General features: G+C 62.6%; 17 protein-coding genes and 1 tRNA gene. 8 read left to right on the top strand and 10 right to left on the bottom strand.

Features of this window, described 5'->3' with window-relative positions; translation table 11 throughout:
• Positions 1-35: 35 nt before the first annotated feature.
• A complete protein-coding gene (locus BUB53_RS02190) occupies positions 36-1,544 on the top strand; it encodes a divergent polysaccharide deacetylase family protein (RefSeq protein WP_073032185.1) in 1,509 nt (502 codons plus the stop codon).
• Between the two features lie 41 nt (positions 1,545-1,585).
• On the opposite strand, the gene BUB53_RS02185 is transcribed toward BUB53_RS02190, so the two are convergent.
• From BUB53_RS02185 to fabI, 8 genes are all read right to left on the bottom strand, one after another.
• On the bottom strand, positions 1,586-2,149 hold the full coding sequence (locus tag BUB53_RS02185; protein WP_073032183.1) for an rRNA large subunit pseudouridine synthase E: 564 nt from the start codon (positions 2,147-2,149) through the stop codon (positions 1,586-1,588).
• A gap of 40 nt (positions 2,150-2,189) precedes the next feature.
• Entirely contained in the window at positions 2,190-2,810 is a 621-nt protein-coding gene (locus BUB53_RS02180) for a rhodanese-like domain-containing protein (RefSeq protein ID WP_073032181.1), read from the bottom strand.
• A gap of 93 nt (positions 2,811-2,903) precedes the next feature.
• Positions 2,904-4,415 (bottom strand): anthranilate synthase component I, encoded by a 1,512-nt coding sequence (gene trpE, locus BUB53_RS02175; protein WP_073032179.1) that lies wholly within the window; start codon positions 4,413-4,415, stop codon positions 2,904-2,906.
• 12 nt (positions 4,416-4,427) lie between these two features.
• On the bottom strand, positions 4,428-6,269 hold the full coding sequence (locus BUB53_RS02170; RefSeq protein ID WP_073032177.1) for a peptidyl-prolyl cis-trans isomerase: 1,842 nt from the start codon (positions 6,267-6,269) through the stop codon (positions 4,428-4,430).
• A 44-nt stretch (positions 6,270-6,313) separates the two neighbouring features.
• Positions 6,314-7,519: an aminotransferase gene (locus BUB53_RS02165; protein ID WP_073032175.1), complete on the bottom strand. Its 1,206-nt coding sequence runs from the start codon at positions 7,517-7,519 to the stop codon at positions 6,314-6,316.
• A 25-nt stretch (positions 7,520-7,544) separates the two neighbouring features.
• Positions 7,545-8,042: a xanthine phosphoribosyltransferase gene (gene gpt / locus BUB53_RS02160; RefSeq protein ID WP_073032172.1), complete on the bottom strand. Its 498-nt coding sequence runs from the start codon at positions 8,040-8,042 to the stop codon at positions 7,545-7,547.
• Positions 8,043-8,083: 41 nt separating this feature from the next.
• A complete protein-coding gene (locus BUB53_RS02155) occupies positions 8,084-8,680 on the bottom strand; it encodes a LysE family translocator (RefSeq protein WP_073032171.1) in 597 nt (198 codons plus the stop codon).
• 16 nt (positions 8,681-8,696) lie between these two features.
• Positions 8,697-9,506, bottom strand: coding sequence for an enoyl-ACP reductase FabI (gene fabI, locus BUB53_RS02150; RefSeq protein ID WP_073033677.1), 810 nt, complete (start codon positions 9,504-9,506; stop codon positions 8,697-8,699).
• Between the two features lie 208 nt (positions 9,507-9,714).
• Here fabI and pdxH point away from each other — a divergent pair, with 208 nt between their 5' ends.
• From pdxH to BUB53_RS02115, 7 genes are all read left to right on the top strand, one after another.
• On the top strand, positions 9,715-10,320 hold the full coding sequence (gene pdxH / locus BUB53_RS02145) for a pyridoxamine 5'-phosphate oxidase (RefSeq protein WP_073033676.1): 606 nt from the start codon (positions 9,715-9,717) through the stop codon (positions 10,318-10,320).
• A gap of 125 nt (positions 10,321-10,445) precedes the next feature.
• Entirely contained in the window at positions 10,446-10,982 is a 537-nt protein-coding gene (locus BUB53_RS02140; RefSeq protein ID WP_073032169.1) for a cold-shock protein, read from the top strand.
• The gene (locus tag BUB53_RS02135; RefSeq protein WP_073032167.1) at positions 10,949-11,440 is read left to right on the top strand and encodes a DUF192 domain-containing protein; all 492 of its coding nucleotides are present in this window, start codon (positions 10,949-10,951) and stop codon (positions 11,438-11,440) included. The genes BUB53_RS02140 and BUB53_RS02135 overlap by 34 nt, the downstream gene beginning before the upstream one ends.
• Positions 11,441-11,483: 43 nt before the next feature.
• A tRNA-Pro gene (locus BUB53_RS02130) sits at positions 11,484-11,560 on the top strand.
• A gap of 639 nt (positions 11,561-12,199) precedes the next feature.
• Positions 12,200-15,880 carry a vitamin B12-dependent ribonucleotide reductase gene (locus BUB53_RS02125; protein ID WP_073032165.1) on the top strand — a complete coding sequence of 1,227 codons (3,681 nt, stop codon included), beginning with the start codon at positions 12,200-12,202 and terminating at the stop codon, positions 15,878-15,880.
• Positions 15,881-15,946: 66 nt separating this feature from the next.
• A complete protein-coding gene (locus tag BUB53_RS02120; RefSeq protein ID WP_073032163.1) occupies positions 15,947-16,501 on the top strand; it encodes a hypothetical protein in 555 nt (184 codons plus the stop codon).
• A 391-nt stretch (positions 16,502-16,892) separates the two neighbouring features.
• Positions 16,893-18,032: an iron-containing alcohol dehydrogenase gene (locus tag BUB53_RS02115; RefSeq protein WP_373285762.1), complete on the top strand. Its 1,140-nt coding sequence runs from the start codon at positions 16,893-16,895 to the stop codon at positions 18,030-18,032.
• Here the strand turns inward: BUB53_RS02115 and BUB53_RS02110 are convergent.
• Both BUB53_RS02110 and rocF read right to left on the bottom strand, forming a co-directional pair.
• The gene (locus tag BUB53_RS02110) at positions 18,029-19,081 is read right to left on the bottom strand and encodes an ornithine cyclodeaminase (protein ID WP_073032159.1); all 1,053 of its coding nucleotides are present in this window, start codon (positions 19,079-19,081) and stop codon (positions 18,029-18,031) included. The two genes, BUB53_RS02115 and BUB53_RS02110, sit on opposite strands and share 4 nt — an antisense overlap.
• 13 nt (positions 19,082-19,094) lie before the next feature.
• The gene (gene rocF, locus BUB53_RS02105) at positions 19,095-20,024 is read right to left on the bottom strand and encodes an arginase (RefSeq protein ID WP_073032157.1); all 930 of its coding nucleotides are present in this window, start codon (positions 20,022-20,024) and stop codon (positions 19,095-19,097) included.
• Between the last annotated feature and the right edge of the window lie 105 nt (positions 20,025-20,129).

Here is a 20,129-nt window from a genome sequence, read left to right as displayed (position 1 = left end):
TAGCTGGGAAAACGCAAATACAGGGGGCAAAGGCAGTGGCACGCGGGCTTTTTTCTGGATTCCTTGTGGGAACGGTGGTTTCCGGGGTGGCGGTGGGCACCGTTTCGGTGCTGAACGGACCGCCCGTATCGGGCCCGCCCGACGCCGCCGCGCTGGAGGTGCCGGCCGGGTCGGAGTTCGACCAGTCGCGAGAAGACCGGGAGGTCGAACTGCCCGCCACGCAGGAGGCCCCCGACGCAGGCAGCACGCCACGGGTGACGGCCCCGGAACCCGATGACCTGTCTTCGTTGCAGGGGGCCGATATGGCCCCGGCGGGCCAGCCCGAAACCGCCCAGCCCGAAAGCGGGATGTCGCAACCCGCCGCGGGAGAGGACGCTGCGGGCGTCGAGGTGGACAGCGACAGCCCGGTATTGCCCAGCCCGCAATCCATGGCCCCCGAGGCCCCCGCAGGCGAGGGCGAGCTGTCGATCTCGACCGAACCGGCACAGCCCGCGCCGCCCGAGATCGAAGAGGGTGGGGCGTTCGATGCCCCGGACTCACCGGAGGCCGGGGAGGCCAGCGAAGAGCCGATGCAGGAGCCCGCGCAGGATACGCCCCCGGAAACGACCGAGGTGCAACCGCCGGTGCTACAGGTGCCGCAGGAGGATACGGACGAGGAACAGGCGATGCCGGACGACGCACCCGGACAGGACGAAGATGCCGCCGGCGATCAGGCGAACGATGAGGATGCCCCCCGTACCGGCATATTCGACAATATGGCCGAGGGCGTGACCACCGGGCGATTGCCCTCGGTGACCGACGACCCCGAAGCGACTGCCCCCGAAGAGGAGGGGGCGGAAACCGATAGCGCCGCTACTGAGGAAGATATGCGCCCGCCGCTGGAACGGTTCGCCGTCCCGTTCGACAATCCCGACGACAAGCCGCTGATGTCCATTGTTCTGATCGACGACGGCGGCAGCGGGATCGGGCTGGAGGCGCTGTCGGATTTTCCCTATCCGGTCAGTTTCGCCGTCGATCCCGGCTGGCCCGGCGCGGCAGAGGCCGCGCGGAAATATCGCGATGCGGGGTTCGAGGTGCTGGCCATGGCCGACCTGCCGCCGGGCGCGAGCGCCACGGATACCGAGGTGGCGATCCAGGCGCAGATGGCCGTTATTCCCGAGGCCGTGGCGGTGTTCGAAGTTCCGGGCGCCGACCTGCAATCGAACCGCGAGGCCAGCGAACAACTGGCCGCGATCCTGCTGGACAGCGGTCATGGGTTGGTGATGTATCCCCAGGGGCTGAACACCGCACAGAAGCTGATCGCCAAAGAGGGCGTGCCCTCGACCACCGTGTTCCGCGATTTCGATGCCAAGGGGCAGGACGCCACTGTCATCCGCCGCTTTCTGGATCAGGCCGCCTTCAAGGCGGGTCAGGACGAAAACGGGGTGGTCATGGTGGGGCGTTTGCGCCCCGACACGATCAGTGCGCTTTTGCTGTGGGGATTGCAGGACCGGGCCAGCAGTGTGGCCCTTGCGCCGGTATCGGCGGTGCTGCGCGGGCGATAACGCGGGCGGCACCGACAGGATACCGATGCGATACCGACGTTTTACCGACGCGGATTTTCGGCAATGTCCCGCCAGTCTCCGGGTGCGAGCCCGTCGAGGCTCCACCCACCGATCCGCCAGCGAATCAGCCGCAGGGTGGGGTGACCCACATGCGCCGTCATGCGCCGGACCTGCCGGTTGCGGCCCTCGGTGATCGTCAGTTCGATCCAGCAATCGGGAACCGATTTGCGATACCGCACGGGCGGATTGCGCGGCCAGATATCGGGCGGGTCGATCCGGCGCGCACGGGCCGGGCGCGTCGGCCCGTCCTTGAGCGTGACGCCGTTGCGCAGGGCCTCCAGCGCGGCATCGTCCGGCAGTCCCTCGACCTGCACGAGATAGGTTTTTTCCGTTTTGAAACGGGGGCTTGAGATGCGTGCTTGCAGCTTGCCGTGGTCGGTCAGCAGCAACAGCCCCTCGCTGTCGCGATCCAGCCGCCCGGCGGGATAGACCCCCGGCAGGTCGATATGATCGGACAGCGTGGCGCGCGGGCTGTCGGCGTTGCCCTTGTCGGTGAACTGCGACAGCACCCCGTAGGGTTTGTTGAAGGCGATAAGACGGGCCATGGCGCACCTGATGCCTCAGGCCGCCATGGCTGACAAGCGTTTACTGTGCCGCCGGGGCGGGCATCAGCCCGTCGCGAATCTTGTAGGTCCAGTCACCCCCGGCATTTTTCCAGCCGTTCACCGTGCGCTGCCCGATGTCCGATTTATCGCCCTCGAACCCGTCGACAACGGTATAGGCGGGGGTTTCGATCCCGGCCTTGACCAGCGCATCGACCGCTGCTGCACTGCGCGAGCCCGAGCGGCAGATGATCAGGATGGCAGAGGGATCGTTTGCGGCGATGAAGCCCTTGATCTGGTCGAGGAAGGCGGGATTGTCGATCATGCCATAGGCGCCTTTCTCGGCGTTGTAGGGATGATCGGGATTGACCAGCTTGAACGGGATATTGGCATCCGTTTCAGTGGCATAGCCGACGAACATGGTTTCCTCGGGGCTGCGGATATCGACCAGCGCCACGTCATCGCGTTCGGCCAGCAGGGCAATCGATTCGGCGGCGGTGATATAGGTCGAGGTGGCGTTGGTCTTTTTCTTGGGCAGGTCGGCCTCGATCACCGAGGTTTCGAGCAGTGCACCGAGGCTGTCGGCCATCGCGGGCAGGGGCAGCGCAAGGCTGAGGCCGAGGGCCAGCGCGGGCGCGGCCAGGAGGCGGGTAAAGGGTGTCATCGCGGTTTCCTTTCAAAACATTCGAAAATCCGAATTCGATGTCCTGTCTAAAGGTATGCCGCTGTCTGATCTTTGACCTGTATCAAGATGCGTTCAGCCGTTGCCATCCCCGGCAAAGCGCGCCGCATCTGCGGCGGCACGGCGTATGGCGTTGGATTTATGGACGGTTTCCATGTACTCGGCCTCGGGATCGCTGTCATAGACGACGCCGCCACCGGCCTGAATATAAAGCTTTTCGTCCTTCACCACTGCCGTGCGCAGGGCGATGCAGACATCCATGTCGCCTCCCGCGCTGAAATATCCCACGCCGCCGCCATAGACGCCGCGCTTTTCCGGCTCCAGCTCGTCGATGATCTCCATCGCGCGAACCTTGGGCGCACCCGAAACCGTACCGGCGGGCAACCCGGCCAGCAGCGCCGACAGCGCGTCCTGATCCGGGGCCAGTTCACCTACCACGTTCGACACGATATGCATGACGTGGCTGTAGCGTTCGATGATGAATTCCTCGGTCGGGCGCACGGTGCCGATTTTCGATACGCGCCCCGCATCGTTGCGCCCCAGATCGAGCAGCATCAGGTGTTCGGCCAGTTCTTTCTGGTCGGCCAGAAGATCGGCCTCGTTGGCGCGGTCCTCTTCCGGGGTCTGGCCGCGGGGGCGGGTGCCGGCGATGGGGCGGATCGTGACCTCGCCATCCATCACGCGCACAAGGATTTCGGGGCTCGCGCCCACCACCTGAAAGCCGCCGAAATTAAAATAGAACATGAAGGGCGACGGGTTGGTGCGCCGCAGCGAGCGATAGAGCGCGAAGGGCGGCTGGCGGAAGGGCTGGGTCCAGCGTTGGCTGGGCACCACCTGAAAGATGTCGCCTGCGCGGATATATTCCTTGGCCTTCTCGACGGCGGCCTTGTAGCCCTCGCGGGTGAAATTCGACACCGGCGGGGCGTCTTCGTGGGCATCCCCCAGATCGCGGGCCTGCCGGGGCAGGGCGCGGTCCAGGTCGCGCACCGCGTCCATCACCCGCTCGGCGGCCTGCGCATAGGCGGCGCGCGCCGACTGGCCATTGCCGGCCCATGCGGGGGCGACGACGATCACCTCGCCCTTGACTCCGTCCAGCACCGCCACGACCGAGGGGCGCATCATCAGCGCGTCGGGCAGGCCCAACGGGTCGGGGTTTACATCGGGCAGGTGTTCGACCAGCCGGATCATGTCATAGCCCAGATAGCCGTAAAGCCCGGCACTGGAGGCGGGCAGGTCATCGGGCAGGTCGATTTTGCATTCAGCGATCAGGGCGCGCAGGTTGTCCAGGGGATGGCCGTCCTGATCCCCGAAACTGTCGCTGTCATAGCGTGCGGCGCGGTTGATGCGGCTGGTTTCGCCGTGGCATTGCCAGATCAGGTCGGGTTTCATTCCGATGATCGAATAGCGCCCGCGCACCTCGCCGCCGGTCACCGATTCCAGCATGAAGGCATCGCGCGCCGCGCCGGTCAGTTTCAGCATGAGCGAGACAGGCGTGTCCAGATCGGCGGCCAGCCGGGCATGGACCACCTGATTGCGGCCCGCCTCGAACCCCTTGGCGAAGTCTTCGAAAGAGGGTGTCAGCTCCACGTCAGATGCCCCTTACTGGAAATTCGCGTGTACGGCGTTGATCGCCTGCTGGTCGATGGTCAGCCCGGCGCGTTCACGGATGTCGTTGGCGAGTATCTGGAACAGATCCTGCGACAGCCCCGAGGCCGCCTGTTCGCGCAGGCCCGCCTGAAGCGCCTCGAGTTCCGGGGTATCGGTGTCGGGCGCGCGGATGTCATCGAGGCGCAGCACGAAGATGCGGCCATCGGCTTCGATCACGCTGACATCGCCCTTGTCCATGCCGAACAGGGTTTCGATAAATCCCGGAGGGGTTCCGGGTTGAAACCCCTGCCGTGTCAGATCGCTGGCGGATTGTGTCTCGAGCCCCAGATCGTCAAAGCCGGCGCCGCCGCGCAATTCTTCGATCTGCGCCTCGGCCTGCGTCTTGAGCGCCTCGGCGGTGGCCTGCTGACGCCATCCCGCCACCACGGCGGGGCGGACATCGTCGAGCGGCTGGATTTCGGGGTCGATCACCTTGTCGAGGCGCAGTGCGAAAATACCGCCATCGTCGAGGTCCATGACCTCGGGATAGTCGCTGTCGCTCACTGCTTCGGCGGCGCTGCGGAAGGCGGCGTAGGCGGCGATCCCGTCGCTCATGCCGGGATGCCAGTCGAGCGTGCCGGTCTGCATGTCGGTTTCGGCCCCCAGGTCCTCGAGCGTGGCGCCACCGGCGAGCAGGTCGTCGATGCCCGAGATACGGGTTTCGATCACGCGGCGGGCGCGGCCGCTGGCCAGCTCGTCGCGCAACTCTGCCTCGGCCTCGTCAAAGGTGGTTTCCTGAGCCGCAAGAATCGCGTTGACGCGAAACAGCGCCGGGCCGAGATCGCTGTCCAGCGGGCCGACCACGTCGCCGACCCCGGCGGAAAAGACCGCGTCCGAGCCCGCCGCCAGATCGTCCCTGGCGACATCGCCCATATCCACATCGGCAAGGGAAAGGCCGCGTTCTTCGACCAGAGCTTCAAAGCCGATCTCGCCGTTTTCGATCCGTGCAAGGGCCGCACTGGCGCTGTCGGAATCGGCAAAGACCAGACGTTCGACAAGGCGGCGTTCGGGCTGGCGGTATTCCTCGATCCGCTCGTCATAGGCATCGCGCAGCGCCTGTTCATCCACCTCGACGCTGTCGATGATCATTTCGGGCGTCAGGTAGGCATAGGTGATCTGCTTGACCGTCGGCGTGGTGAAATCGGGCAGGTGGCTTTGGTGATAGTCTTGCAACTCTTCCTCGGTCGGGTCGGGCAGGCCTGTTTGCAGGTCCGCGCGGTCCAGGATGGCCCATGTCGCATCGCGCTGTTCGGCCAGATAGGTCATCAGCGGCCTGATATAGCCTTCGGGTGCGGTAATTCCGGCCATGACCGCGCCCTGAAGGATGGCACGCGCGGATTCGGTGCGCATGTTTTCCTCGAACTGGGTTTCGCTCAGGCCCGCGCGATCCAGTGCAAATGCATAGGCTTCGCGGTCGAACGTGCCGTTGATACCCTGAAACCCCTGAATTTCCAGAATTTGCTGGCGCAGGTTTTCGTCCCCGATGGAAATGCCGAGGCGGGCCGTTTCGTCATCGAGCGCGGCAATGGCGATCATCCGGGCCAAAACCGCATCGGTGACGCCGTTCTGGCGAGCCTGTTGCAGGGTCATCGGTTGCCCGGTGGCGGCCTGACGGGCATCCATTTCGGACTGAAGGGCGCGGGCATAGTCATTGATGTCGATCCTGGTGTCGCCGACGCTGCCGATGCTGCTGACGCCGCCCGAGAGGTTGGTGACGCCAAAGCCCCCAAGCCCGAGGATCAGCAGACCCATCAGAATCCAGACCAGCGTTTTCGAGATGCTCTTGGCTGCCATGCGGCCCCCCGTCAGACGGCGTTGAAATCAATAGTCGGGACTGTCTACGCGCTGTCCGGGGCAGGGGCAAGAGGCCAGCCCGGACCGGCCAGGCGTCGGAACAGGGCGGTGATCCCGTCGCGGTCGACATTGGCAAAGGCGATGCGGACCTCGCGTGCGCCAGCAGGGCTGTTTGCGGGCTGGAACATGGTGCCGGGCAACAGCAGGACGCCCGCCTCGCGCATCAGTGCCGGGGCAAGGTCGTTCGAGGGTATGGCGAAGGGATGGCGCAGATAGGCGAAATAGGCGCCGCAGCCCATCAGGCGCCAGCCCTGCGCGGCCAGGTCCGGCATGTTGTCATGGATCGCGGCGCGGCGATCCAGAATTTCGGCCCGTTCGCCCGCCAGCCATTGCGACAGGTTGCGCATCCCCCAAAGCGCCGCGATCTGGCCCAGCTGGTTGGGGCAGATGGTGACCGTGTCGAGGAATTTCTCGACCTCGGCCAGCCGCGCGGGGCTGGTCACGATGGCGCCGACGCGATGCCCGGTCAGGCGGTAGGCCTTGGAGAAGGAATAAAGCTGAATCAGGGTCTTGTCCCAGTCGGGATCGGCAAACAACGCGTGCGGCGCGCCGGGGCGGGCATCGAAATCGCGATAGGTTTCATCGACGATCAGGGCGATGCCGCGATCCTGTGCCAGCCGGTAGAAGGCCTGCACCAGATCAGCGGGGTATTCCACCCCGCCGGGGTTGTTGGGGGTGACCAGCACGATGGCGCGGGTGCGCTCGGTGATCAGGCGCGCGGCCTCGTCGGGGTCGGGCAGCAATTCGGCCCCGGCGGGCAGAGGCGTGGCCTGCACCCCTGACATGTCGAGCCACATCTTGTGGTTGAAATACCATGGCGTGGGCAGGATCACCTCGTCCCCGTCGGTGCAGAGCGTGGCGATGGCCGCGCAGAACGCCTGATTGCAGCCCGAGGTGATGGCCACATTGTGCCCGTCCAACGTGCCGCCATAGGCCGTTGACCATTGGCTGGCCACTTCGTCGCGCAGGTCGGGACGGCCCAGAACCGGGCCGTAAAGATGGGCTTGCGGATCGCGCAGGGCGGCCTCGGCGATGATCTGGCGCAGGGGTTCGGGCGGCGGATCGACCGGGGCGGCCTGACTGACATTGATCAGCGGGCGTTCGGGTGGGAAATCCACGCCCTCCAGCCAGCGGCGCGCCTCCATCACCGGGGGCGAAAAGGTTCTGGCGGTGCGAGGCGTGGTGTTCATCCCGGTCTCCTTGGCGTGTCGGTGGTCAGGTCCCGCGATAGGGTTCGACATATTGCAGGGCCATATCCCAGGGGAAGAATATCCAGGTGTCCTGGCTGACTTCGGTCACGAAGGTATTGACCATCTCACGGCCCATCGGCTTGGCATAGACGGTGGCCACATGCGCCTTGGGCAAGAGGGCGCGGACCACTTCGAGCGTTTTCCCTGTGTCGACCAGATCGTCGACGATCAGCACGCCTTCGCCATCGCCGACCAGGTCGATATCGGGGGACTTGATGATGCGCGGCTCGGACTGGGCCTGATGGTTGTAGGATTTCACGCTGATCGTATCGACGGCGCGAATGTCCAACTCGCGCGCGACGATCATCGCCGGGGCCATGCCGCCGCGGGTGATGGCGACCACGGCGCGCCAGCCGTCCCTGGGGCTGGTGTCCTGAAGGCGCCAGGCGAGGGCGCGGGCATCGCGGTGCAGTTGGTCCCAGCTGACGTGAAAGCCTTTTTCGTGGGGCAGGCGGTCGGTCATCGGGTGGTCCTTTCGGTCTGGCAGAGGGTGGTCTGGCGCGCTCAGGTGGCGACGCGCAACGCCATGACCCCCAGAACGGCGGCCGCCGCCCGGTCGAACACGGCTTTGAATTTCAGATAGGCGTGCTGAATGGCGGGAATGGTCAGGCCCAGTGTCAGCAATGCATAGAACAGGATTTCCAGCATCAGGTGATTGACCAGAACCAGCAGCGCCTCGGCCCCGGTGGGCATGGCCGGGAACACGGTGGTGAAAATGGCCGCGATGAAAACCACGACCTTGGGATTGGCCCAGTTCGTCAACAATCCCAGCCGGAAGCCGTTCACGCCGCGCGGGGGAGTTGCATCGGCCGGGGTGCTGGCATTGCGCCACAGCGACACCGCCAGCCAGATCAGATAGGCGGCGCCGCAGAGTTTCAGCGTCAGAAAGGCCCACGGGGCCACCGCGAACAGTGCGGTCAGGCCCAGAACGGCCAGTGCGCTCCAGCTGACGGCGCCAAACGCCAGCCCGATACCGCAGGCCAGTCCGGTCTTGCGTCCGCCGGACAATGCCGCGCGCAGCATCGCCATCATCGCGGGGCCGGGAGAGACCAGCGCACCGAGTATCGCGAGGTTGAAAGCTATGAGCGCGGCTGCGTCCAAGGGGCGGGCTCCGGCGTCAGGAGGTTGCGTCGATATCGGGGGCGTCGACGGCCTTCATGCCGACAACATGGTACCCGGCATCCACGTGCAGGTTTTCGCCCGTGACGCCACTGCCGAGATCCGAGAGCAGATACAGCGCGGACCTGCCCACATCCTCGGTGGTGACGTTGCGGCGCAGGGGCGAGTTCAGTTCGTTCCATTTCAGGATATAGCGGAAATCGCCGATCCCGCTGGCGGCCAGGGTCTTGATCGGGCCGGCGGAAATCGCGTTGACGCGAATGCCGTCCTTGCCCAGATCCTCGGCCAGGTACTTGACCGACGCCTCGAGCGCGGCCTTGGCGACGCCCATGACATTGTAATGCGGCATCACCTGTTCGGCACCGTAATAGGTGAGCGTCAGAGCGCTGCCGCCGTCGGTCATCAGTTTCTCGGCGCGCTGCATGACGGCGGTAAAGCTGTAGCAACTGATATCCATGGTCATCAGGAAATTGTCGCGGCTGGTATCCACGTAGCGGCCGCGCAGTTCGTTCTTGTCGGAAAAGCCGATTGCGTGAACCAGAAAGTCGATCCTGCCCCAGACCTTTTCGATTTCGGCAAACGCCGTGTCGATCGAGGCCGGATCGGATACGTCACAATCGAACATGTGCGCGACGCCAAGAGTTTCGGCCAGCGGCGCGACCCGTTTCCTGAACGCGTCGCCCATATAGGTAAAGGCCAGTTCGGCCCCGGCATCGGCGCAGGCTTTGGCGATTCCCCAGGCGATCGACTTGTCGTTTGCGACGCCCATGATCAGACCGCGCTTGCCCGCCATTAGTTGATTTGACATTTCTTGCCCTCGGCCCATCTGTGGTTCTTCCGAAATCCTTTAGGCGATCGCTCATGAGGCATCAAGGGAAAGCCTGTTTCGAGCCCCTTGCGTTTTATACGGTCAGCGCTGCATGTTGTGCGGAGGATGGCTTGCTGGCTTGCATCGGTCAATGAGGTGGGATAGGCGCTTGGCGCACAATCGTATGGGTAGGTTGGAAGGCATGAACATGACGGACAGAACCGGTATTTTTGCGGGCGACAATCCTTTCGAGATTGCCCGCCGCTGGCTGTCGGACGCCACCGAAACCGAGATCAACGATCCCAATGCGATGGCCCTGTCCACCGTGGATGAAACCGGTTTGCCAAATGTACGCATGGTGTTGCTGAAAGAGATAGGTGATGACGGGTTCTGGTTTTACACCAATTACGGCAGCGCCAAGGGGCGTGAGCTCGAATACGCCGGCAAGGCGGCGATCGTGCTCCACTGGAAATCCCTGCGACGTCAGCTTCGCGTGCGGGGCAGGGTCGTCCGCGAGGACGGCCCTGAGGCTGACGACTATTTTGCCTCGCGTTCTTTAAAGAGTAGGCTCGGGGCCTGGGCTTCGAAGCAGTCGCAGCCGCTTGCGTCGCGCACGGCGTTGATGGCGGAAGTGGCGAAGGTAACCGCTCAGAAGGGCACAAATCCGCCGAGACCCCCCTTTTGGGGAGGTTTCAGAATCGAGCCGGTTGAGATCGAATTCTGGGCAGATGGCGCTTTCAGACTGCATGACAGGTTCGTCTGGCGCCGTGAAGAATATGAAAATGAATGGGAAATATCGCGTCTGAATCCTTGATATTCACGTTTCGTAAAATGCAAAGTCCTGAATATAAATGGAATTTTTGCTTGCAACGGGGCGGTGATATAGCGCAAGACTAAATCTGGTCTCGTGGGGATGAAGACTGTTTAGGTAGGAACAAAGTGACCAAGGAAAATGAACGTATCCGCAGAGTAAAAGGACGCGTTAAGTGGTTTGATCCGGTAAAGGGGTTTGGATTTGTTGTCGCCGATGAAGGCGGTCCTGATATTCTTCTGCATGCAAATGTGTTGCGCAATTTCGGCCAGAGTTCGGTTGCCGACCGGGCGGGGGTGGAAATTGACGTGCAAGATACCGAGCGCGGTGTTCAGGCGATTGAAGTGCACAGCATAGAGCCGCCTGAGGACAGCGAAAGTACGGGCCTGAGCGATCTCGATGAGATTGATCCGGAACTTATCCGCTCGGCTCCGCTTGAGCCCGCACGCGTCAAATGGTTCGATAAAGGCAAGGGGTTTGGCTTTGCGAACACCTTTGGCCGGGACGAAGACGTGTTTGTGCATGTCGAAGTCCTGCGGCGTTCCGGGCTGGCGGATCTGCAACCCGGCGAAGCTCTGGCCATTCGGGTTATAGAGGGTAAACGTGGCCGGATGGCCACGGAGGTGTGTGGATGGGAAATGGCTGTGAAAAAGTCCTCGGATTAGGGCTTGCCTCATGTTTTTTCTGGCTGGCGTCCGTCTTTGCGGCGCTGGCCGGAGAATGCCGTGATGACCGCGTGGCATTGCGCGGCGACTGGGGCCAGGCCGGCTTTACCGTCGAGGTGGCCGATGATGCCGAGGAACGCGCCCAAGGGCTGATGCATCGTGAACAGATGGCCAAAAGCGCGGGCATGCTGTTCGTTTATCCGGCGCCCCGGTCAGTGGGGTTCTGGATGAAGAATACCCTGATCGAACTGGACATGATCTTTGCCGACCGTACCGGTACGGTGCGTCGCGTTCATCATCGTGCGCAACCGCATGACGAGCGTCCGATCATGGGCGGGCGCGATATTCAGTATGTCCTGGAAATCAATGGCGGGCTGGCACGCCAGCTTGGAATTTCCGAGGGCAGCCAGATGCAACACCCGTCAATTGACGCGCAAGTGGCGGCCTGGCCCTGTTAGGGGTTTTCAATCCTGCGCGGGCCGAGTATGCACATCCCCGGTTCGGGGCGTAGCGCAGTCTGGTAGCGCACCTGTTTTGGGTACAGGGGGTCGTGAGTTCGAATCTCGCCGCCCCGACCAAATCACAAGATGTAGTGGTTCATTTTCTCTGTTCCGGGGAAATCATGGGCAATTTGCCCTGATTTCGGGTGGCGGAGATCATTTGGCCGGTGATTTTGCCGACACACTCTCCGTAGCGGCCAGAAAAGATCTTATCCACAAGATGTTGCAGTCAACCGGTGGATAATTTCCGTTCCGGCATGAGTCGCACAAGCCGGTTTGGCTGGGCTGCACTTGAAGCTTCATATGAGAATATTGTGCTAACCACTTATGCAGGAAGGTCTTTCCGGGATAGTATACGGGATATTGGCCGAGCCTTGGTACGGCGATCCGGTCTGTGGATGAATCGCGCGCTGCGCCCGGCAATCTTCACGAACGGCTAAGGTCAACATTTTTTTCAGCAAAATTCCGCAAAAAAGCCGTTGACCAGAGGCCGTGCAATACGCCAGATTGTGTCCATCGGTCGGAAAGCCACAACATATAGTGCGCATCGGCGGATCAGGGACTTAACCCCAAACATACCCGGTGCATTCCGGGCCATGTAGAACCGTGACGATCTGTCGATCACGGCGGGGATGTTTTGTCGGTTGCGGCGGCGGTCAGGTGCCGTGTGCCAGGCATTCGTGAAGTGAAAACGCTGAATTATGGGGCAGCTAGAACATGAAAATTGAAAGAAAGTTCACCAAAGCCGGGCAAGACGCTTACGCTGCGTTGGATTTCGTGACCACCAGTTCGGAAATCCGCAATCCGGACGGAACGACTGTTTTCAAGCTGGACAACGTCGAAGTGCCCGCCAGCTGGAGTCAGGTGGCCAGCGACGTGATCGCGCAGAAGTACTTTCGCAAGGCTGGCGTGCCCCAGAAGCTGACCCGCGTCGAGGAAAAGGATGTGCCCGAGTTCCTGTGGCGCTCGGTTCCCGCCAAGGACAACAAGGGTTTTGCCGGTGAGACGAGCTCCAAACAGGTGTTCGACCGTCTGGCAGGCGCATGGGCCTATTGGGGCTGGAAGGGTGGCTATTTCAGCACCGAAGAGGATGCCCGCGCCTATTTCGACGAAATGCGCTTCATGCTGGCCGATCAGATGGCCGCGCCGAACTCTCCCCAGTGGTTCAATACCGGCCTGCATTGGGCCTATGGCATCGACGGCCCCAGCCAGGGGCACTATTACGTGGATTACCAAACGGGCGACCTGACCAAATCGAGCAGCGCCTATGAGCACCCGCAGCCCCATGCATGCTTCATCCAGTCGGTCGGCGACGATCTGGTCGGCGATGGCGGCATCATGGATCTGTGGGTGCGCGAGGCCCGCCTGTTCAAATACGGTTCGGGCACCGGTACGAACTTTTCCAGCCTGCGCGCCGAAGGCGAGGCGCTGTCGGGCGGTGGCAAATCCTCGGGCCTGATGGGGTTCCTCAAGATCGGCGACCGCGCGGCGGGTGCGATCAAGTCGGGCGGCACCACGCGCCGCGCCGCCAAGATGGTGATCTGCGACGCCGATCACCCCGATATCCAGGAATTCATCAACTGGAAGGTGAAGGAAGAGCAAAAGGTCGCCAGCATCGTCGCCGGCTCGAAGATGCACGAGCAGAAGCTGAACGAAATCTTCGCCGCGATCCGGGCCTGGGACGGCAGTAATGAAGACGCCGTCGATCCCAGGAAGAACGAGCAACTGAAAGACGCCATTCGCGGGGCCAAGCGGGTTCAGATTCCCGAGACTTACGTCAAGCGTGTGCTGGATTATGCCAGGCAGGGCTATGACAGCATCGAGTTCCCGACCTACGATACCGACTGGGATTCCGAGGCCTATGCCTCGGTGTCGGGGCAGAACTCGAACAACTCGATCCGCGTGACCGATGCCTTCCTCAAGGCGGTCGAGAACGACGATGACTGGGCGCTGATCAACCGCACCGATGGCAGCGTCGCCAGGACCATCAAGGCGCGCGACCTGTGGGAAGACGTGGGGCACGCCGCGTGGGCCTGTGCCGATCCGGGCATCCAGTATCACGACACCGTCAATGCGTGGCACACCTGCCCGGAAGACGGGGAAATCCGCGGCTCGAACCCCTGTTCGGAATACATGTTCCTTGACGATACGGCCTGCAACTTGGCTTCGATGAACCTGTTGCGGTTCTACAAGGACGGCCAATTCGACGCGGATAGCTATGTGCACGCTTCGCGGTTGTGGACGGTGACGCTGGAAATCTCGGTGATGATGGCGCAGTTCCCGTCGAAGGAAATCGCGCAGCTCAGCTATGAGTTTCGCACGCTCGGCCTGGGCTATGCCAATATCGGCGGTCTGCTGATGAACATGGGCCATGGCTATGATTCGGCGGAGGGGCGCGCGCTTTGCGGTGCGCTGACGGCGATCATGACGGGTGTCGCCTATGCCACCAGCGCCGAAATGGCCGGGGAACTGGGGCCGTTCGCAGGCTATGGGCGCAACCGCGAGCACATGCTGCGCGTCATCCGCAACCACCGCAATGCCGCCTATGGCGCGACCGAAGGCTACGAAGGGCTGGCCGTCAAGCCGGTGCCGCTGGATTTGGCAAACTGCCCCGATGCGCGGCTGGTCGATCTGGCGATGGCCAGCTGGGACGAGGCGCTGAAGCTGGGTGAGCAGCACGGCTATCGCAACGCACAGGCCACGGTGATTGCGCCGACCGGCACGATCGGCCTCGTGATGGATTGCGACACCACCGGGATCGAGCCGGACTTTGCCCTGGTGAAGTTCAAGAAGCTGGCCGGGGGCGGTTATTTCAAGATCATCAACCAGTCGGTTCCCGCAGCGCTGGAGCAACTCGGTTATGGCTCGGCCCAGATCGAGGAAATCGTCAGCTATGCGGTGGGCCATGGCACCATCGGCAATGCGCCGGGGATCAATCACACGTCGCTGGTGGGGCATGGGTTCGGGCCCAACGAACTGGAAAAGGTCGATAACGCGCTCGGCTCGGCCTTCGACATCCGCTTCGTGTTCAACCAGTGGACCCTGGGCGAAGAATTCTGCACCAATGTTCTGGGTATCCCGGCGGAGAAGCTGAACGACCCGACCTTCGACATGCTGGCGCATCTCGGGTATTCCAAGGCCGATATCGAAGCCGCCAACGACCACGTTTGCGGGACGATGACGCTGGAGGGTGCGCCGCACCTGAAGGACGAGCATTACCACATCTTCGATTGCGCCAACCCCTGCGGCAAGAAGGGCAAGCGTTACCTGAGCGTGGACAGCCATATCTACATGATGGCGGCGGCGCAGAGCTTTATTTCGGGGGCGATCTCGAAGACGATCAACATGCCCAACGATGCCACCATCGAGGATTGCCAGCAGGCCTATGAACTCAGCTGGTCCCTGGGGGTGAAGGCGAACGCGCTCTATCGCGACGGCTCCAAGCTCAGCCAGCCGCTGGCCGCAAGCCTTGTCGAGGATGACGAGGAGGCCGCCGAGATACTGGAGAGCGGCTCGACACAGGAAAAGGCCGCCGTTCTGGCCGAAAAGATCGTCGAGAAGGTCGTCATCAAGGAAATCATCAAGTCGCAGCGCACCAAGATGCCGGAGCGGCGCAAGGGCTACACCCAGAAGGCGATTGTCGGCGGTCACAAGGTGTACCTGCGGACCGGCGAATACGAAGACGGCAGCCTTGGCGAGATCTTCATCGACATGCACAAGGAAGGCGCCGGATTCCGCGCGATGATGAACAATTTCGCCATCGCCGTGTCGGTGGGCCTGCAATACGGCGTGCCGCTGGAAGAGTTCGTCGATGCCTTTACCTTCACCAAGTTCGAACCGGCGGGCATGGTGCAGGGCAATGACAGCATCAAGAACGCCACCTCGATCCTCGACTACATCTTCCGCGAACTCGCCGTCAGCTATCTGGACCGCACCGATCTGGCCCATGTGAAGCCGCAAGGCGCCAGCTTTGACGATCTGGGCCGCGGCGAGGAAGAGGGCGTCTCCAATATTTCGGAGATGAGCGATGCCGCCGCCTCGCGCTCGCTGGAGGTGCTCAAGCAGATCAGTTCGACGGGTTATCTGCGCAAGCGCCTGCCGCAGGAACTGGTGGTGCTGAATGGCGGGCAATCCGGCGCGGTGGCCCTGAATGGCGGCAGCGACCCTGTCGAGACGCTGCAAACGCTGGTGCCGGAAACGGTCAGTGCCACCGTCGCTGCCACCTCGACCACGACCACGGCTGTGGCCTCGGGCAGCGTCAGCATGGACGCCCGCACCAAGGCCCGCATGCAGGGCTATGAGGGTGAGGCCTGCGGCGAATGCGGTAACTACACGCTGGTGCGCAACGGCACCTGCATGAAATGCAACACCTGCGGCGCGACAAGCGGGTGTAGCTGAGGAGTAGCGGCGATGAAACGCAGGCCTACACTTGCTACTTCCCGCGCCGTGAAAATATGGTAGGAAATGCTATGGCTGAGGCGGGAACTCTACGATGACGGCGAGTTCTTTAAGGTGCCCGACGCGTGGGCAGCGATATGTGAAGAAAGCGAAACGTGGAAGTTAAAGACGTATCGCACAGAATTATTGGAGGACTACAAACGTAAAGCAGGCATCGTGGTGTTGGGTGACTATGTCACTCTGAGCGCAGATGAAAGACTTTGGGAAAACGCAAGGAGGGGCTGCAAGCTCTCAAACTATATTCTTGCTCACGAAATCGGCCATTTGACTTTGGATCATCATGCCAAAGGCGCGATAACAAAGAACTTCCAACTGTTCTCTGGACCTAACGGTATGTCTAACGTGCCTCCAACGGTCGAAGAGTTGGAAGCCAATCTTGCAGCGGTGTTCTTTCAATGTGGAGTAGCGCTTAAAGACAGACAAATAGATGCTGTCCAGTTGGCTCACCGAGCGTTTTCGGACGTTCACTATGTAAAAAAGGCGCAGAGGATTGTTCAGCTTGATGTTTTTCAGCAGGAGCTGCGACGGCCCAGACCTAAAGTCGAAAGGGTAATCCTCTGAGCCTGACAAAGCTGGACCATGTTAACTACACGCTGGTGCGCAACGGCACCTGCATGAAATGCAACACCTGCGGCGCGACAAGCGGGTGTAGCTGAGTGGATCGTGCCCCCTGACCGGGGGTGCGTAGGGGCCACCGGGCGTATGTTGCCCACGGCCCCGACGAGACAGGGTGGGGGCGGACTATGTGCTTCGACCCATCCTTTTCCGGGGCGGGTGCGCTCGCCCTGAACGCGGATCAGGCCGCAGGCAGAAACCGGGCGGTATAAAGAGTGAGCCTGATTTCGTGAACCTCAGGGGGCGTCCCAGGACGCCCCTTTTTTCCTGTTCGGAGGTTTCGTGTGGGGCGCGTCCATGTCACAACGGTCCTCAGGACAGGAGGCGCGCGATGACCATCACGGCATTCAATGTCTTGACCGCTGGCGAAATCCGGTTCGGCAGGGGGCAGGCGCAGGGCGCCGCCGATGCGGTGCTTGGCTTTGGGCGCAAGGTGTTGCTGGTTCACGGGGCCAATGCAGGGCGGGCGGATTGGCTGACAGAAGCGATTGCGCAGGCGGGGGGCGAAGTGAAAGCGTTTTCCTGCCCGTCCGAGCCGGATATCGGTTTGATCGAACAGGGCGTCGAAGCCGCGCGTGCCGATGGTGCACAAGTGGTGGTGGCGCTTGGCGGCGGTGCGGTGATCGACGCGGGCAAGGCGATTGCCGCGCTCGTGCCCGCCACGTGGCCGATGCTGGAGCATCTCGAGGTCGTGGGGCAGGGTCTGCCGCTCGATCATGACCCCTTGCCTTTCGTTGCGCTGCCGACAACGGCGGGCACGGGGGCGGAGGTGACGAAGAACGCGGTGATCGGGGTGCCGCAGGCCGGGCGTAAGGTGTCTCTGCGGGACAACCGGATGCTGGCCGATCTGGCGATTGTCGACCCCGCGCTGACCGATGGTGCACCGCGTGCGGTGACGCTGGCCAGCGGGCTCGATGCGATTACGCAGGTGATCGAGCCCTATGTCTGCCGCAAGGCCAATGCGCTGACCGATGCGCTGTGCCGCGATGCGATCCCGCGCGGGCTGTCGGCGCTGCGGGCGTTGATCGACAGCGAGAATGCGGTGGCGCGGGACGAAATGGCATGGGTCAGCCTGTGTGGCGGTCTGGCGCTGGCCAATGCGGGGCTTGGGGCGGTGCATGGGCTGGCCGGGCCGGTTGGCGGGCTATCGGGGGCGCCGCACGGGGCTGTCTGTGGGCGGTTGTTGCCCTTCGTGCTGATGCGCAATGCGCAGGGTGCGACGGGAGTATTGGCGAAGCGGCTGGCAGAAATCCGGGGCTGGATCGCGCTGGCGCTGGACTGTGCGCCCGATAACGCCCCGCAACACCTGGCCGAATGGTCGGCGCGCGCCGGGTTGCCGGGGCTTTCGGATATGGGCGTGAAATCAAGCGATTACGCCGCTCTGGCCGAGGCGGCGGCGGTGTCGTCCTCCATGAAGGGCAACCCGGTCAACCTGTCAGAGGGCGACTTGATCGCGTTGCTCGAACAGGCGGCTTAGGGCGCCGCCCGCTGAACCATGCCGAACAGGTCACGCGGATCGTCCGGATCGGCCAGGAGATCGAGTTCCAGATACAGATTGGTGCCGCCGATATGGTCGCGGATATAGCGCAGGGCGCTGAAATCCTCGATGGCGAAACCGACGCTGTCGAACAGGGTGATCTGGCCCGCACTGGTACGGCCCGGTTTGGTACCGTTGATCACCTCCCACATCTGCGTGACGGGATGATCGGGGGCGAGTTGCTGAATCTCGCCTTCGATCCGGGTTTGTTCGGGATATTCCACGAAAATCTCCGAGCGATGCAGGACGCCGGGGGCCAGTTCGGTCTTGCCGGGGCAGTCTCCGCCGATGGCGTTGATATGTACGCCGCTGCCGATCATGTTGTCGCTGAGGATCGTGGCGTATTGCTTGTCGGCGGTGCAGGTGGTGATGATCTGCGCGCCTTCTATCGCGTCCTCGGCGCTGTCGCTGACATGAACATCGAGCCCCAAGCCCTTGAGATTATGGGCGGCCTTGTGTGTGGCTGCCGGGTCGATGTCCCACAGACGCACGGATTTCAGCCCGCAGATCGCCTTCATCGCGAGGCTTTGGAATTCCGATTGCGCGCCGTTGCCGATCATCGCCATCGTATCCGCGCCTTTGGGGGCAAGGTGTTTGGCCACCATGGCCGAGGTGGCGGCGGTGCGCAGGGCGGTCAGCACCGTCATTTCCGACAACAGCACCGGATAGCCATTGCCGACATTCGCCAACAGGCCGAAGGCGGTGACGGTTTGCAGGCCCTCCTTGGTGTTCTTGGGGTGGCCGTTGACGTATTTGAAACCATAGACCTCGCCATCCGAGGTGGGCATCAGTTCGATCACGCCCTCGGCGGAATGGCTGGCGATGCGCGGGGTCTTGTCGAACAACTCCCAGCGGCGAAAATCGTCTTCGATATACGCCGCGAGGCCGCGCAGCATCGGCTCGATCCCGATATGGTGGACCAGTTTCATCATGTTCTCGACGCTGACGAAAGGCACCAGCGCCTTGTTGGAGGGGGGGATGGGGGGCATGAGTTTGTCCTTTTTATCCAAAGGCTTGCGTGGGGCGGTCAAAGACGCGGCGGCCAAGGGCCGAGGCCGCGAGATCGACCATGACCTGCGCGGTGCGGCCGCGTTCGTCGAGGAAGGGATTGAGTTCGACCAGGTCGAGGGACGTCATCAGCCCGCTGTCGCAGATCATCTCCATCACCAGATGCGCCTCGCGGATGGTGGCGCCGCCGGGGACGGTGGTGCCGACGGCGGGGGCGAGGGCGGGGTCGAGGAAATCCACGTCGAGCGAGACATGCAGCGCGCCGCCCGTGTCGGCCACGCGGTCGAGAAAGGCGGAGAGGGGTTTGGCGATGCCGGTCTCGTCGATCTCGCGCATGTCGTGGCGGCGGATGGCGGAGCGTTGCAGGACATCGCGTTCCGGGTCGTCGACCGAGCGCAGGCCGAGAATGCAGATCTGGTTTTCGGGGATCGGGTTCGTGACCTCGGGAAAGCCGGAAAACCCTTTGGCGCCAGTGACATAGGCCAGCGGCGTTCCATGGAGGTTGCCCGAACTGCTGCTGTTGGGCGTGTGAAAATCGCTATGGGCATCGAGCCAGAGCACGAATTGCGGTGTGCCGGTGCTGGCGGCGTGGTTGGCGACCCCGAGGACCGAGCCGAGCGACAGGCTGTGATCGCCGCCCAGAAAGATCGGCAGCCCCTCGGACATCGCGGATTGTCCAGCCTTTGCAAGGGTTTGCGTCCAGCCGATGGTTTCGGCCGGGGCATGGACATGGGTGGGCATGCCCGGCGGGGTATCGGCAGGGGCCGGTGCAAGGTTGCCGAGGTCCTGGACGGTGTGGCCGAGGGTTGTCAATGCGTCGGCCAGACCGGCGACGCGGTAGGCGTCGGGGCCCATCAGGCAGCCGCGGCGGGCCTTGCCGCTGTCGACGGGAGCGCCGATCAGGATGCAGGTTTCAGGCGTCATGAGATACGTCCGCTGTTATCGGGAAATATCAGTTTTGTTCCGAAACGGGTTGATTTGAAGCGCTCAAATTGCACTAATCGGGCGCAGAATAATCGAAACGAAGGG

This window comes from Roseovarius pacificus (assembly GCF_900142665.1).
Taxonomy (GTDB): Bacteria; Pseudomonadota; Alphaproteobacteria; order Rhodobacterales; family Rhodobacteraceae; genus Roseovarius; species Roseovarius pacificus.
This window is presented reverse-complemented; position numbering and strand designations above follow the sequence as displayed.

Bases quoted from the DNA above. Each gene is read 5' to 3' on its own strand.
- BUB53_RS02135 (WP_073032167.1), top strand. From the start codon at position 10,949: ATGGGAAATGGCTGTGAAAAAGTCCTCGGATTAGGGCTTGCCTCATGT.
- rocF (WP_073032157.1), bottom strand. From the start codon at position 20,024: ATGACGCCTGAAACCTGCATCCTGATCGGCGCTCCCGTCGACAGCGGC.
- BUB53_RS02110 (WP_073032159.1), bottom strand. From the start codon at position 19,081: ATGCCCCCCATCCCCCCCTCCAACAAGGCGCTGGTGCCTTTCGTCAGC.
- fabI (WP_073033677.1), bottom strand. From the start codon at position 9,506: ATGTCAAATCAACTAATGGCGGGCAAGCGCGGTCTGATCATGGGCGTC.
- gpt (WP_073032172.1), bottom strand. From the start codon at position 8,042: ATGACCGACCGCCTGCCCCACGAAAAAGGCTTTCACGTCAGCTGGGAC.
- BUB53_RS02170 (WP_073032177.1), bottom strand. From the start codon at position 6,269: ATGGCAGCCAAGAGCATCTCGAAAACGCTGGTCTGGATTCTGATGGGT.
- BUB53_RS02120 (WP_073032163.1), top strand. From the start codon at position 15,947: ATGCTATGGCTGAGGCGGGAACTCTACGATGACGGCGAGTTCTTTAAG.
- BUB53_RS02125 (WP_073032165.1), top strand. From the start codon at position 12,200: ATGAAAATTGAAAGAAAGTTCACCAAAGCCGGGCAAGACGCTTACGCT.
- BUB53_RS02180 (WP_073032181.1), bottom strand. From the start codon at position 2,810: ATGACACCCTTTACCCGCCTCCTGGCCGCGCCCGCGCTGGCCCTCGGC.
- BUB53_RS02185 (WP_073032183.1), bottom strand. From the start codon at position 2,149: ATGGCCCGTCTTATCGCCTTCAACAAACCCTACGGGGTGCTGTCGCAG.
- BUB53_RS02165 (WP_073032175.1), bottom strand. From the start codon at position 7,519: ATGAACACCACGCCTCGCACCGCCAGAACCTTTTCGCCCCCGGTGATG.
- pdxH (WP_073033676.1), top strand. From the start codon at position 9,715: ATGACGGACAGAACCGGTATTTTTGCGGGCGACAATCCTTTCGAGATT.